The organism is Allobosea massiliensis, from assembly GCF_042655245.1.
Taxonomy (GTDB): Bacteria; Pseudomonadota; Alphaproteobacteria; order Rhizobiales; family Beijerinckiaceae; genus Allobosea; species Allobosea massiliensis.
Genome location: NZ_JBHSLU010000028.1, coordinates 1 through 13,788 on the forward strand (window position 1 = coordinate 1; position 13,788 = coordinate 13,788).

16 protein-coding genes are annotated in these 13,788 nt (G+C 64.6%); all 16 read left to right on the plus strand.

All coding sequences use genetic code 11. From position 1 onward, the window contains the following. The first annotated feature begins 138 nt into the window (after positions 1-138). The 16 genes from ACFPN9_RS11895 to ACFPN9_RS11970 all read left to right on the plus strand — a co-directional run bounded on the left by ACFPN9_RS11895 (position 139) and on the right by ACFPN9_RS11970 (position 13,716). Positions 139-714, plus strand: coding sequence for an acyl-homoserine-lactone synthase (locus ACFPN9_RS11895; protein WP_377817068.1), 576 nt, complete (start codon positions 139-141; stop codon positions 712-714). A gap of 11 nt (positions 715-725) precedes the next feature. Then, entirely contained in the window at positions 726-1,169 is a 444-nt protein-coding gene (locus tag ACFPN9_RS11900; protein ID WP_067254554.1) for a hypothetical protein, read from the plus strand. After that, positions 1,169-1,732, plus strand: a complete 564-nt coding sequence (locus ACFPN9_RS11905) for a lysozyme family protein (protein WP_067254552.1) — start codon at positions 1,169-1,171, stop codon at positions 1,730-1,732. Before ACFPN9_RS11900 ends, ACFPN9_RS11905 begins: the two co-directional genes overlap by 1 nt. A 71-nt stretch (positions 1,733-1,803) precedes the next feature. Next, positions 1,804-2,100 carry a TrbC/VirB2 family protein gene (locus ACFPN9_RS11910; RefSeq protein ID WP_067254550.1) on the plus strand — a complete coding sequence of 99 codons (297 nt, stop codon included), beginning with the start codon at positions 1,804-1,806 and terminating at the stop codon, positions 2,098-2,100. A gap of 11 nt (positions 2,101-2,111) precedes the next feature. Then, positions 2,112-2,453 carry a VirB3 family type IV secretion system protein gene (locus tag ACFPN9_RS11915; protein ID WP_067254547.1) on the plus strand — a complete coding sequence of 114 codons (342 nt, stop codon included), beginning with the start codon at positions 2,112-2,114 and terminating at the stop codon, positions 2,451-2,453. Continuing rightward, positions 2,446-4,815 (plus strand): VirB4 family type IV secretion/conjugal transfer ATPase, encoded by a 2,370-nt coding sequence (locus ACFPN9_RS11920; RefSeq protein WP_326910315.1) that lies wholly within the window; start codon positions 2,446-2,448, stop codon positions 4,813-4,815. Before ACFPN9_RS11915 ends, ACFPN9_RS11920 begins: the two co-directional genes overlap by 8 nt. Next, positions 4,812-5,504 carry a P-type DNA transfer protein VirB5 gene (virB5, locus tag ACFPN9_RS11925; protein WP_082750826.1) on the plus strand — a complete coding sequence of 231 codons (693 nt, stop codon included), beginning with the start codon at positions 4,812-4,814 and terminating at the stop codon, positions 5,502-5,504. Before ACFPN9_RS11920 ends, virB5 begins: the two co-directional genes overlap by 4 nt. Next, a complete protein-coding gene (locus ACFPN9_RS11930) occupies positions 5,501-5,764 on the plus strand; it encodes an EexN family lipoprotein (RefSeq protein WP_067254542.1) in 264 nt (87 codons plus the stop codon). The genes virB5 and ACFPN9_RS11930 overlap by 4 nt, the downstream gene beginning before the upstream one ends. Position 5,765: 1 nt before the next feature. Then, positions 5,766-6,728 carry a TrbL/VirB6 family protein gene (locus tag ACFPN9_RS11935; RefSeq protein WP_067254539.1) on the plus strand — a complete coding sequence of 321 codons (963 nt, stop codon included), beginning with the start codon at positions 5,766-5,768 and terminating at the stop codon, positions 6,726-6,728. A gap of 62 nt (positions 6,729-6,790) precedes the next feature. Continuing rightward, a complete protein-coding gene (locus tag ACFPN9_RS11940; RefSeq protein WP_156450211.1) occupies positions 6,791-7,090 on the plus strand; it encodes a type IV secretion pathway protein in 300 nt (99 codons plus the stop codon). After that, positions 7,083-7,754 carry a VirB8 family type IV secretion system protein gene (locus ACFPN9_RS11945; RefSeq protein ID WP_377817060.1) on the plus strand — a complete coding sequence of 224 codons (672 nt, stop codon included), beginning with the start codon at positions 7,083-7,085 and terminating at the stop codon, positions 7,752-7,754. The genes ACFPN9_RS11940 and ACFPN9_RS11945 overlap by 8 nt, the downstream gene beginning before the upstream one ends. Continuing rightward, positions 7,751-8,611: a P-type conjugative transfer protein VirB9 gene (gene virB9 / locus ACFPN9_RS11950; RefSeq protein ID WP_067254535.1), complete on the plus strand. Its 861-nt coding sequence runs from the start codon at positions 7,751-7,753 to the stop codon at positions 8,609-8,611. Before ACFPN9_RS11945 ends, virB9 begins: the two co-directional genes overlap by 4 nt. Positions 8,612-8,621: 10 nt before the next feature. Next, the gene (gene virB10 / locus ACFPN9_RS11955; RefSeq protein ID WP_067254532.1) at positions 8,622-9,788 is read left to right on the plus strand and encodes a type IV secretion system protein VirB10; all 1,167 of its coding nucleotides are present in this window, start codon (positions 8,622-8,624) and stop codon (positions 9,786-9,788) included. Beyond that, entirely contained in the window at positions 9,785-10,879 is a 1,095-nt protein-coding gene (virB11, locus tag ACFPN9_RS11960; RefSeq protein WP_067254529.1) for a P-type DNA transfer ATPase VirB11, read from the plus strand. The genes virB10 and virB11 overlap by 4 nt, the downstream gene beginning before the upstream one ends. Further along, the gene (locus ACFPN9_RS11965) at positions 10,845-12,782 is read left to right on the plus strand and encodes a type IV secretory system conjugative DNA transfer family protein (protein WP_377817064.1); all 1,938 of its coding nucleotides are present in this window, start codon (positions 10,845-10,847) and stop codon (positions 12,780-12,782) included. The genes virB11 and ACFPN9_RS11965 overlap by 35 nt, the downstream gene beginning before the upstream one ends. Further along, a complete protein-coding gene (locus ACFPN9_RS11970) occupies positions 12,772-13,716 on the plus strand; it encodes an LPD7 domain-containing protein (RefSeq protein WP_377817066.1) in 945 nt (314 codons plus the stop codon). The genes ACFPN9_RS11965 and ACFPN9_RS11970 overlap by 11 nt, the downstream gene beginning before the upstream one ends. Positions 13,717-13,788 lie beyond the last annotated feature (72 nt).

Here is a 13,788-nt window from a genome sequence, read left to right on the forward strand (position 1 = left end):
CCCATCGTCAGCCTGCCAGCCGTGGCCGCCTGACCAGCCCGACCAAAGCCGGCACGCGGTGGCTCTGCGAAGCTACACCACCAGCAGGGACACGACCCCCGCGCCGGATATGGCGCCAACATCTCACTGCTGATGGGCATGCATCGGCTGAGGCGAAAAGTGTTCAAGGATCGGCTCGACTGGTCGGTCTCGACCACGAGCGATCTCGAGATGGATCGCTACGACACATTGGATGTGCGCTACCTGGTCGTCGCCGATCGCGGTGCAGTTCTGGGCTGCGTGCGGCTGCTGCCGACGACAGGGCCGAACATGCTGGCCGACACGTTTCCGGAGCTGCTCGACGGCGGTCCAGCGCCGCACTCCGAACTTGTCGCGGAAAGCTCGCGCTTCTGCGTCGATACCGAAGCGACCGACGCCAAGACCGATTGCGGTCTGCGGCAAGCGACGTTCATGCTGTTCGCCGCCATGCTTGAATGGGGAGAGGCGAGGGGACTGGCGTCGATCGCGACCGTGACGGATCGGCGCATGGAGCGCATTCTGCGGCGCGCGGGATGGACCCTTGCGCGTATCGGCGCGCCGCGGCGGATCGGATCGACCACCGCCGTCGCAGGCTTGCTGCCGATCGAGCAGGATGCGCTGACTGCGATTCGACGCAACGGCGGCTTGATCGCGCCTACGCTTCCGATCGACATCCCGCTGCCGTTGGCCGCGTGATGGCTCCGCAAATGATCAGGACCGCGCTCGCTGCCGGGATTATCAGCCTCTCGGCCATTTCTAGCCGCGCCGACGACTGGGGCTGCACCGTTCTGCTGTGCCTCGCCAATCCAGGCGGGCCGACGCAATACGCGGCGTGCGTTCCGCCGGTGACGCGGCTCTGGTCGCATCTGAAGCGGGGAGGGGCCTTTCCGACCTGCTCAGGTGCGGGATCGAGCGCCTCGCCGATCGGCTACGACCCGTATGAGCCATGCCAGGATGGCTACGTCCTGCGCGAGCTTGGGCGCGATGGTGCAAGTCAACCGGCCTGTGTGTCGAGCAAGCCGGTTCGGAACTGCGACCGCGCCGACGACGCCTGCGAGCCGCATGACGTCCAGGCGGTCCGCCATCGCGCCCAACCCAATTTCATCGACGTCACCGGAGCAGATGGCGTCAGCACGCGAGTGCGATTCTGATGGAGGCCGCTGACATCACGACATTGGTCGACCGCTGCACCGCGCCAATGCTGGCGCGGCCGGTTGCCGCGATCATGCGCCAGGCGAGCGAGTTCCAGCCCCTGCTGGTCACTATCGCGGGAAAGCGAGCGGTGCGGGTCCTGGCCGGTTCGAAGCCTGAGGCCATCGCGCTTACCAGCGAAGCGGCCGCTGCGGGACAGCCGGTCCGGATCGGCTTGGCCCAACTCGATGCCGCCGATCTGAAAGCGGCCGGGCTCACAATCTCAGCGGCATTCGACCCGTGCGAGCACATTGCTGGCGTCGGCCGAATGTTTCAGGAGCGGAAGGCGAAGCTTGTATCGGGCGGCCTTGACGATACAGCCGCGGATGGACGCGCGCGAGCGTCCTTCAAGTCCACTCCGAGATCAGCACTTGCCGCCGTTGCGGCCAAGCCGGACACCGCGTCGGAGTTGGAGACCGTGTCCGGCCCTCCGCAAGAGGAGGTCGCATCGACCAACGACCCACCGGCCTGGAACGTCTACGGCGCGAAGCGCGGCTCCTCGCTGCTGATCTACAGCCGCTGACCCAATCCAAAACCCTTTCGCCGATTGCACAGGATGTGCGGCGTCGGACACCCTTGCCTTGGAGACCACGAATGCCCCTCCCGTTTCGATCACTCGCCGCACCGACCGCTATCGCGGCTGCGCTCGTTCTTTTCGCGGCCGAGCCTGCGCTCGCACAGACCGCCAACATCGAGGGCGTGCTGCAAAACATCGTTACGATGCTGACCGGCAATGTCGCGCGCCTGCTGGCGACGCTCGCCGTGATCATCGTCGGTATCGCCTGGATGTTCGGCTATCTCGATCTGCGCAAAGCCGCCTATGTCGTGCTCGGCGTCGCTATCGTCTTCGGCGCCTCCGAGGTCGTCTCGACGCTTACCGGCGGTACCTGAGCGTAGCCGCTATGACGAACGAGCCCGAGCGTCTGGCCGAAGACACGCTGTTCCTAGCCTGCACGAGGCCTGCGATGATCGCGGGCGTCACGATGGAGGCGATGGCCATTAATGTGATGGCCTCCTGCATCCTGTTCCTGATGGCGGGCTCGATCGTCTACGGGCTGATCGCCTTGCCGATCCACCTGATCTGTCGCGTCATCTGCCGGCACGATCCCAACCAATTCCGCCTGCTCGTCGCCTGGCTCGAGACCCGCGGCCGCGCTCGCAATGGCTCGTTCTGGGGCGGGTCGTCGCCGACGCCCTTGCGTCTGGTGCGCCGCTTCACGGCTCACGAGGTCGCCCATGGCTGACGCCGCCCGCCTAATGGCTCGCGAGATCGAGCCCGACGTTCATCTGCCCTACGTCCGGCATGTGACCGAGACCGTGATCAGCCTCTCGACGCGGGCGCTGATGACGACGATCCGCCTCGACGGCATCGCCTTCGAGACTGCCGATATCGGCGACCTCAATGATCTGCACGCCAAACTCAATCTCACGCTGCGCAATCTGGCCGACGATCGGCTGGCGATCTGGACGCATCTGATCCGGCGGCAAGATACCGGCTATCCTGAGGGCGAATTCTCCTCGGCCTTCGCGCGCGATCTCGACGTCGGCTATCGCGAGGTGCTCCAGTGCACAAAGCTGTTCCGCAACGAGCTCTACCTCACCATCGTCGCCCACCCCGGCCGCGATCGGGCGGAGGCCGCCGTCGGCTTCGTCTCCCGTCTCGGCCAAGCGCGTCGCGGGGGAGGGGAGGTCGATGCCGCCGCGCTGAAGCGGCTGAACGATGCCGCACGGGACATCACCGCCGCGCTCGGTCGCTATGGGGCCACTCAACTCGGCCTCGTCGAAAAGAACGGCCTGCTGTTCTCTGAGCCGATGCGGCTCCTGCATCTGCTGGCGTCCAGCGAGGATCTGCCGACCGCCTTGCCGCAAGGCCGGATCGGGTCGGCGATCTATACCAACCGCGTCATCTTCGGCCGCGAAGCGATCGAAGTTCGCGCGGCAGGAGGCTCGCTGTTTTCCGGCATGTTCGGGCTGAAGGAATACCCGGCCTCGACCAGGCCCGGTATGCTGAACGGCCTGCTCTCGGCCCCGTTCGAATTCGTGCTCTCGCAAAGCTTCGCTTTCCTCTCGAAGGCCGACGCCAAGAAGGTGTTGACGCGAAAGCAGAACCAGCTCGTCTCGACCCAGGATGTCGCCGCCTCCCAGATCGACGACCTTAACGATGCGCTGGACGACCTGGAATCCAACCGCTTCGTCATGGGCGACCACCATCTGTCGCTGCTGGTTCGCGCCGAGACCCCAAAAACTTTGCTGGAGACGATGGCACAGGCGCGCCGCGTGCTCGCCGAGGCCGGCGCGGTGGTCGCGCGTGAGGATCTTGGGCTGGAGGCTTCCTACTGGGCGCAGATGCCCGGCCTGTTCAAGCATCGCGCGCGATCGGGTGCGATCACCTCGCGCAATCTCGCGGCGCTGTCGCCATTTCACAGCCATCCGGCCGGCAAATCTGTCGGCAACCATTGGGGGCCGTCAGTCGCGATGCTGAAGACGGCGTCGGGCTCGCCCTATCACTTCTCCTTCCACGCGGGCGATCTAGGCAACACTTTTATCTGCGGGCCGTCAGGCTCCGGCAAAACGGTGCTGCAGAATTTCCTGCTCGCCCAGGCGGAAAAGTTCGGCTGCCAGCGCGTCATGTTCGACAAGGACCGCGGCGCCGAAATTTTCGTCCGCGCCTCGGGCGGCACCTATCTCACGCTCAAGAATGGCGTGCCCACCGGCTGCGCGCCGTTGAAGGCGCTCGAGTTGACCCCGGCCAATCTCGCCTTCCTTGGCGATCTCATCCGCAAGCTCGTCACGCTCGAGGGCAGGGCGCTCTCCGTCGTCGATGAAGAGCGCATCGATTCCAGCCTTGAGGCGATGCGCGCTCTGCCGCGCCAGGAGCGCTCGTTGTCGGCGCTGCGCGCGTTTCTAGGGCAGCAGGATCGCGAGGGCATCGGCGCGAGGCTCGAACGCTGGTGCAATGGCGGACCTCTCGGTTGGGTCCTCGATGCCGAAGAGGACGCGATCGCGCTGGACGCCAGCTTCATCGGCTTCGATATGACCGACGTGCTCGACCATCCCGTCGTGCGCACGCCTCTTATGATGGTGCTGTTCCATCGCGTCGAGCAGCTCATCGACGGCCGCCGCATCATCATCGACATTGACGAATTCTGGAAGGCGCTCGGCGATGACGCCTTTCGGGCGCTCGCCAACGACAAGCTGAAAACCATCCGCAAGCAGAACGGCGTCATGGTCTTTGGCACGCAGTCGCCGCGCGATGCGCTGGCGTCGCCGATTGCCCACACCATCGTCGAGCAGTGCCCGACGCAGATCTTCATGCCGAACCCGCGCGGCACGCGCTCGGACTATATCGACGGCTTCCATCTCACCGAAACCGAGTTCTGGCTGATCAAGGAAGAACTCTCGGCCGAGAGCCGGCGCTTCCTGGTCAAACAGAACGGCCAGTCCATCGTCGCCGAGCTCGACCTCGGCGGCATGGATGAAGCGCTCGCCGTGCTGTCGGGCCGCACCGAGACCGTCGAGCTGCTCGACCGCATTCGCGCCGAGGTCGGCGACGACCCCACGGCGTTCCTGCCCCGCTTCCATGCCGAGAGAAGGATCGACCGATGAGAGCAAGCCACCTCCTGATCGCCACGGCCTTGGCCGGACTGCCGTCGGCTGGCCTCGCCCAGCAGGGCGTTCCCGTGTTCGACGCCGGCGCGATCGCAAAACATGTCGAACAGATCGGCAAGCTGACCGAGCAGATCAAGACGATGGAGGCGCAGCTCACGCAGGCAAAGCAGCTCTATGAGTCCTTCAACAAGCTGACCGACGTCAACGACATCGCCTCGCTCCTGAACAGCGAGGAGTTCCGGAAACATCTGCCGAAGGAGTTCGGCGAGATCGAGAAGCTGGTCTCGGGCGGCGGCGGATCGCTTGCTGGCATCGTCGATCGGTATCTTGATCAGAACCGCGCCTATCAGGGCGGCGACGCGAACTCGTTCTATCGCACCGAGCTCGACCGCATCGCGCGTCAGACCGGCGCTAAGCATTCGATTGGCCAGAGCGTATACGACACCGCCTCCAAGCGCATCGATGGGCTGGAGGAGCTTCGCCAGAAGATCACGGCCTCGAAGGACGCGAAGGACGTGCTGGATCTCTCGGCGCGCATTCAAGCCGAGCAGGCACTTCTGCAGAACGAGGTGCTGCGCATGCAGGGGCTCGCCATGGTCCAGCAGGCGCGGAGCGAAATGGATGGCCAGCGAGCGGAGGAACGCCGCCGCCAGTTGGTCGATGAAATGAAGGCTGCTCTCCAATGAGCCGGCCTCTGATTGCTGCCTTCTTGACGATGGCTCTCTCCGGCTGTGGCGACGAGCAAGCCGAGCACGCGAAGCCGGCGCCGATCCGTGACGTGCCCTTCTTCCTCGCGAACGCACCCGATCACGAAGCTGCGCTGGCGCGCTGCCGAGCCAATCCTGGCGACCTGAGGTCCGATGCCACCTGCCGCAATGCGGAAGAAGCCAATCGCAAGGTGATGATCTGGGGTCGAGACGCTGCCCTGAAGCGCGCGAGCAATTGAGATGGCGATCAACGTCTTCGACGAGTTCCTGAAGGAGTTCGAGCAGCCAATCACGACTTTCGTGTCGACGTCTGTCTCGAACCTCGCGACCTTCGTCGATGGACCGCTACGGGTCGCTGTCCTCCTCTACGTCGTGCTGTACGGTTTTGCGGTCATGCGCGGCGCGATCGCCGAGCCGATCCAGGAGTTTGCCTGGCGAGCGATGAGGCTCGTCCTGATCGTGCTCCTCGCGTCGAATGCGAGTTCTTTCCAGCAATATGTCACCGACCTCTTCTTCACGTCGTTGCCAAAGGAGATTGGAAACGCTCTTGCGGGTTCGGCCCTTGATGCGAACTCGGGTGCGCCCTTCGACAAGCTGTTGAACAAGGGGATCGAGGTCGCCCAAAAGATCTACGATCGAGCAGGCCTCACGGACATTGCACCAGCTTTGATCGCCGCGATCCTTCTCGTCTTCACGGCCGTTTCAGGCTTTCTGCAGTTCGCGATCCTGCTCTACGCGAAGGTTGGCTTGGCGATCGTCATCGCGCTCGGGCCGATCTTCATCGCTCTGGCGCTGTTCGACGCGACGCGGCCCTTTGCTGAGGCTTGGACACGACAGGTTGCAAATTTCCTGATCCTGCATGTGCTCGTTGTCGCCCTTGTCGGCTTGATGCTCACGTCGGTTCAAGGCTTCGTCGAGAAATACGGTGCTGATGCCGCGTCCGGCGGCGCGATCATCGTTGGCGCGGTCGCGATCAGCGCCGTCCTCGGTCTCGCCGCATACATCGCTTTGCAGCTCCCCGCCATCGCGGGCGGTCTCGCTGGCGGCGGCGCCTCGCTAGCGGCCCGGGTTGTCACCAGCGCCATCACCGCCAACGCAGCCTCCGCCGCTGTCGGCGCCTATGCCGGCGCGCGAACCGCGGCCAGTCGCACGGCGGCTAGGATCCGCGAGCGACGACGGGGTGGCGAGATCAGACGCGTCTGAACGTCCCTTCCACACCAGGACCAACCGCATCCGCGCAAGGATGCCGAGAAGGATTTGCCTCGATGAATTGTCGCGTGATTGCCAGCCTCGTGCTGGCCACGGTGGTGACGGGCTGCGCCGGCTGGAACAAGGGCGCACCGTCCTGCGACGGCTCGGCCAAACGCCCGCTGAACAAATCGCTTTGGGATTGGGAGGCGAGCCCTCCCGCCGCACCGAAGCCGGATACGCCGGTGGTCAAACGCCTCGGCTTGGCCCAGCCAGAGTTGCCGGCCCGCGGCATCGGTCATGGTGCCGCTGCTTGGTCTGCCTTCGACATCGCCCGCTCGTTTCGGCCTTGCAGTGAGGCGACGCGTCATGGTTAGGCCCGACGATATGAAGGACTACTTCGACAATGCCCGCCGCTGGGAACAAGATCTCCTGCTAACGGCGCAGCGCTCGAAACGCCTCGCCTGGTTCGTCGCCACTGCGGCCTGCGTGCTCGCGACGGCCGCCGTCGGTGCCGTTGCGGCGCTGGCGCCGCTTAAGACGGTCGAACCCTTCGTCATCCGCGTCGACAATGCGACCGGCATCGTCGAGACTGTCGCGGCGCTCGGGACGTCACCGCGCAGTTACGACGAGGCGGTGACCAAGTATTTCCTGGGGCGCTACGTTCGCTCGCGCGAAGGTTTCAGCCAAGCCGAGGCCGCGAGCAATTTTCAGACTGTAGCGCTGCTGTCGTCGCAGGCCGAGCAGGCGCGCTTTGCCGCCGTCTATCGCGGCTCGAACCCGGAAAGCCCGCAGGTGCTGCACGGCCGCTTCGGCGTCGCAGAAGTCCGGATCAAGGCGATCTCGCTGCTGGCCGACAACCTCGCCTCCGTCCGCTTTCTGAAGGAGAGCCGGAAGGGCGAGGAGATCAAGGTCACGCATTGGATTGCGACGCTGACCTTCGCCTATGTCAACGCACCGATCTCATCGACCGATCGTCTGATCAACCCGCTCGGTTTCCTGGTCTCGGAGTACCGCGCCGATCCGGAGGTCGCGCCATGAGCCGTCGCATCATCGCAGCTGGCTGCGGTTTGCTGTTCGCAATCGGCCTTGGGCTGCCGTCGCTTGCCCTACAACTCCCGACCGCCGGCGCGCGCGACGAGCGCGTGCGCTTCGTCGCTTACGACCCGGCGAACGTCGTCAAGGTCAACGGCGTTATCCGCGCCTCGACCCAGGTAATTTTTGCCGAGGACGAAGAGATCGCGCATGTCGCGATCGGAGACTCGATCGCCTGGGAAGTCGCCCCGGCGGGTTCGATCCTGTTCCTAAAGCCCCGCGAAAAGCATCCACCGACCAATTTGCAGGTCGTGACGACGCGTCGCGACGGCCGCAAGCGCTCCTACCAGTTCGAGCTCTCGATCGCGGAAGCCTCGCTCAAAGAGAGCTATTTCGTGGTGAAGTACTCCTACCCCAGTGACGAGGCTGATCGCCGCCGGGCGGAGTACGAGGCGCGGAGCCAGCAGCGCGAGGGCGCGGTCATCGACCAGACGTTCGATCTCCATCAGCAATACGGCGCGCGCAACTGGCGCTTCTCGGCTCAAGGCCCGGCCGATCTCGAACCCGACGGCGTGTTCGACGACGGCAAGGTCACCAGCTTCCGCTTCGCCGGCAATCGCGAGGTGCCCGCGATCTACATGGTCGGCTCGGATGGCGCGGAAAGCCTCGTGCCGAAGGACGTTCGCGGCGACGACGTCGTCGTGCATGCCACCGCGCGCGAGTTCCGGCTGCGTCGCGGCAGCGAGGTGCTTTGCATCTTCAACGAGGCCTTTGACGCCGTCGGCGTGAACCCGGGCACCGGCACGACGAGTCCGAGCATCGCCCGCACCCAAAAGCAGCCCGCGCCAGCGCGGCGCCGCTGAGGAGCATGTCATGACCGATCAGAACGCATCATCCGGCGTCGAAGGCGAACGCGGCATCACCCCCGTTTCCGGACCAGTCGAGGGCTCGGGTCGGGCGCTCGCCAAGCGCGGCATCGGCGCGGCCGCGCTGATCGCATTCTCGGTCCTTGTGATCTGGAGCACCTGGAAAGCCGAAAAACCCGTCGAGCAGGGCGGCGCGAAACCGACCATCCGCCAGACCACTGCGTTCGAACCAGTTCGCGAACCGCCAGCGCCGGCGCCAGTCCAGCAAGCCGCTCTGCCGGTCCTGCCGCCTCAGCTCGCGCCAGCCGCCGCTCCGCCGCAAACCGACAAGCTGATGGAGAGCGCCCGCCGCGCGCCGGTGCTCGCCTTCAACCGGCCGGGGCGCTCAACATCAGGCGACGGGGCAGGGCAGGGCGCTTCTCTGCCGGGTTCGCCTTTGCTCGCCGGCGGGGCCGAACCGCGCAACGAACTCGCCGACAAGCTCAAGGCCACCACGATCGAGGGCGTGCGTGCCGCGCGCCTGCCCAATCGCAATCTGCTGGTGACACAAGGCACGGCGATCCCCTGCGTGCTTGAGACAGCGATGTCCTCGGATGTGCCCGGCTTCGTCTCCTGCGTCGTGCTGCGCGATGTCCTGTCGGACTCCGGACACGTCGTGCTGATGGAAAAGGGCACCCAGATCGTCGGCGAACATCGCGGCCAGGTTCGGAAGGGCTCCAAGAGGATGTTCGTGCTCTGGACGCGGGCGAAAACCCCGACCGGTGTCATCGTCGCGCTCGCCTCGCCGGCGACCGATGCGCTCGGCCGAGCCGGGTTCGACGGCGAGATCGACACGCATTTCTGGGAGCGCTTTGGCGCGGCGCTTCTGCTCTCAATCGTCAGCGACGCCGCCGCTGTCGGCCGCCAGCAGCTCGATGACGCTGACATCGAGATCCGCAACACATCGGGTGCGGCCAACACGGCGGCCGGCATCGCCGTCGAGCGCTCGATCGACATCCCCCCGACACTGAACAAGAACCAGGGCGAGCGCGTCAACATTTTCGTCGCACGCGATCTGGATTTCTCCTCGGTCTACGATCTGAAACGGATCGAAAGCCGCGCGCGGATTTTGGATCGCACGGTGCCGGGCGTTGACGCCGCTGTAGGCCCTGGCTCACGGGTCACGAAGCCATGACGGCAATCGCGCCTGTGCCCGCAGCAGCCGATTGCATCGCTATCGTCGCACCTGCCACGCCGAGCGCCCCGACCGCTTCCGAACGGCGCGCCAGCCGCATCGTGCTCGAGCGCTATCTGACGCCGCTCGCGCGCTTTCTGACGCAGCCGGACCTCACCGAGATCGTCGTCAACCGCCCGGGCGAGGTATTCACGGAAGGAGCGGGCGGCTGGCATCGGCACGAACTCCACAATTTGAGCCACGCGCATCTGATGCATCTGGCAACGGCAGCGGCCGGCTACACCCGGCAGGATATCGCGTCCGATCATCCGATCGTCTCGACGACGCTGCCTGGGGAAGAGCGCTGCCAGATCGTCGTTCCGCCGGCGGTGCCGGCAGGCACCATCAGCCTGACCATCCGAAAGCCCTCGTCCGTTACCATGACGCTGGAGGATTTTGAGCAGCGCAATCTGTTCTCCGACATCCGCGTTACCAGCGACGACCTCTCCGAAGACGAGACGGAGCTAGTGCGCCTGCGCGACGCCGGGCAATGGCGCGAATTCCTGGCGCTTGCCGTGCGCAGCCGCCGCAACATCATCATCTCGGGTGCGACCGGCTCGGGCAAGACCACACTGTCGAAGGGTCTGATCGCTCAGATCCCGGCAGCCGAGCGCCTCATCACCATCGAGGACACGGCCGAGCTTGTGGTGCCTCAGCCCAACCATGTCCGTCTGCTCTACGCCAAGGACGGGCAAGGGCTCGCCAAGGTCGGCCCGCGCGAGTTGCTCGAATCCTGCCTGCGCATGCGGCCCGATCGCATCCTTCTGCAGGAGCTGCGGGACGGGACCGCCTTCTTCTACCTGCGCAATGTGAATTCGGGCCATCCAGGCTCGATCACGACGGTCCACGCCGATTCCGCGCGCCTCGCCTTCGAGCAGTTGACGCTGCTGGTGAAGGAGAGCGCCGAAGGCCGGGACCTTGCGCGTGACGACATCCGCAACCTGCTGCGCCAGACCGTCGACATCGTCATTCAGATGAAACGTGAGCACGGCCGCTTCCGCATCACGGAGATCGACTATGACCCCGTTCGAAAGCGCCTCGCCAGCGCGTAAGGTGATGCTCCGGATCGCCCTCGCGCTGACCGGCATCGCCGTATTCCTGTTCGTCGGCTCAAATGTTCTGCTGCTCGGCCTTCGCAGCCATGACGGCGGCTTCCACTTGAACGAGCTTGCGATCGCCTGGCCCCATTACGGTACGAACGAGCGCCTCGATCGCTGGATCACTTTTGGCACGCTGGCCGGCACGATCGCGGCCTTCGGACTGATGGGTCTGATCTTGCGGACGAAACCACGCCCGCTGCATGGCGAAGCGCGATTCGCCACCGAGCGCGACATCCGCAAAGCGGGTTTGAGGTCTAAGCAGGGTATCCTGCTCGGACGGAAAGACGGCAAGTTCCTGTGCTTCGGCGGGCCTGAGCACGTCATGGTCTATGCGCCGACGCGTTCGGGTAAGGGCGTCGGCTATGTCATTCCAAACCTGTTGAACTGGCCGGATTCCGTCGTCGTGCTCGACGTCAAGAAGGAGAACTTTGACCGCACCGCGGGGTTTCGGGAGGCGAGCGGGCAGGCGGTCTTCCTGTTCGATCCGCTCGACGAGCAGGGCCGCACCGCGCGCTACAACCCGCTTGCCTATGTGCGGCGCGATCCGGTCGATCTCTATGACGATCTTCAGCGCATAGCGGTTATGCTCTTCCCGGCCGAGAACCGGGCCGACCCGTTCTGGTTTGAGACGGCCCGGTCGGCGTTCGTCGCCATCGGCGGCTATGTCGCCGAAACGCCGGGCCTGCCGCTAACCATCGGCGAGATCCTGCGGCAGCTTTCCGCCTCGAGCGACCTGAAGGCTCATTTTCTCAGCCTCATGAAAGAGCGCGCCAAGAGCACCGCGCCCCTCTCGTCGCATTGCATCGGAGCGCTAAACGATTTTCTGTCGGCCTCCGAGAACACCATGAACTCGGTGCGGAAGACGACGACCGCACGGCTCGGCCTCTGGCTCAATCCGCGCATCGATGCCGCGACATCGGAGAATGATTTCGACTTGCGCGAGCTTCGCTCCCGGCCGATGTCGATCTTTCTCGGTGTGACGCCAGACAATCTCGACCGCATGGCGCCGCTCCTCAACCTGTTCTTCCAGCAGGTCATCGATCTGAACAGCCGCGAGCTGCCCGAGCAGAACCCGAAGCTGAACCGACGCGTGCTGCTGCTGCTCGACGAGTTCCCGGCACTCGGCCATGTCGGCGTGCTCGCCAAATCCGTCGCCTTTGTCGCCGGCTACGGCATTCGCCTGCTCACCATCATCCAGAGCCCGGCGCAGCTTCGGGCGATCTATGGCCCCGATCTCGCCAAGACGATTATGACTAACCATGCGATCGAAGTCGTGTTTGCGCCGAAAGAGCAGGACGTCGCCAACGAACTGTCGGAGCGGATCGGCTACGATACGGTCCAGGCGAAGAGTCGCTCGCGACCGTGGGGGCTATCGTCGGGAAAGCGCAGCGAATCCGTGTCGGATCAGCGTCGCGCGCTGATGCTGCCGCAGGAGCTCAAGCTGATCCTGTCGTCCAAGGCGTTCATCCTGGCGGCCAGCGTGCCGCCGATCGTCTGCGACAAGATCATCTATTACGAGGACGCCGCCTTCACCCCGCGACTGAAAGCGCCGCCGGTGATCGCACCCAACCGCGGGCCCTCGAACATGCTGCTGGCGAGCGAGATCATCGAGCTCAAATCGGCGGTTGCCGAGTTGCAGGCGACGTTCCGGACCCGGCCGATGACGGATGAGGAGATCGCCGATCCGTCGCTGATCCCGGACGATGCGACCTTCGACTTTGGCGACGTCCCGGTCGATCTGGAAGGCCTGTCCGAGGATGAGCTCAAGGATTGGTGCTCGCAGGTCATCGACGCGGCGATCATCCCGGCCAAGGAGACAGGCGGATCGGTGAAGGAGATGCGCCGTGCAAGGTGAGCGTCAGGATCAGAGCGAGTTCACGATTGAACGCGGCAGAGAGAGGGATGCGGGCGCTGGCAGATCGTCACCGCGAGGCGCTTCAAGCGCACCGCAGGGCGAAAGACAATCCGGTCAGGCTGAGTTCGATCTTGCCGGTACGGCTGGGCGCCAGCCTGAAAGCGGAATGCCGGAGCGGCTGCGCCGGAAATATTATGTCGCGGAAGTCGGCTCGGGTGACGAGGCGAAGGTCTACGCCGACTCGAAAGGGGAGTACCTTGCGTTCAAGGTCTCGACCGATCGCATGGCGACGCGGCTCGAAGACGCCAATGTCGTTCGAGACATGGTCTCGGTCGCGCAGCATCGAGGATGGAAAGAAGTCGAGCTTCGCGGATCGGAAGAGTTTCGTCGGACGGCCTGGCTCGAAGCTTCAGTTCGCGGGCTTTCGGTTCGAGGCTATGAGCCCGATCCCGTCGATCGGGCCGCGCTGGCGTTTCGAGCCAAACCAGAGACGGGTTCGACCAAGGCGGCGCAAAGTCCACAGACGCGCGAGGCTGGTGCATCTGAGACGGTGACCATCGACGGCATTGAGACAAGGCGGCCGATCGATGTAACGGTCATCCCTCCGGAAAGTCGTGAAGAAAGGTTCGAGACCCGAGGAGATCGCCCGGAGGCTGGCGCGCCACGAAGCTGGAACACTGCGAAAGAACCAGCCACGGCGATGCCCGAGAATGCACAGAACCATTCGACGAAGCGCCCAACCGTCACGATAGATTGTGCCGCCCTAAAGGATGGCAGCACACGAAACCCTCAGCGCGATCGATGGCAGGCTCGCTCGGAGGCATTCCGAACGGGTGATGCAAGACAGATGGCAGGCGACGAAGCCGTCAAAGCGGCTCGGTCGCAGCTTGTTGCGATCGAGCGCGCCCTGGTCGTGTCCCATAGCGTGGTGTAGCTGACGGTGGTCACCGGCGATTGCCGGTTAGGTTTGGGTTGTGAACGCCAACCCTGAACCGAGAGATCCCCG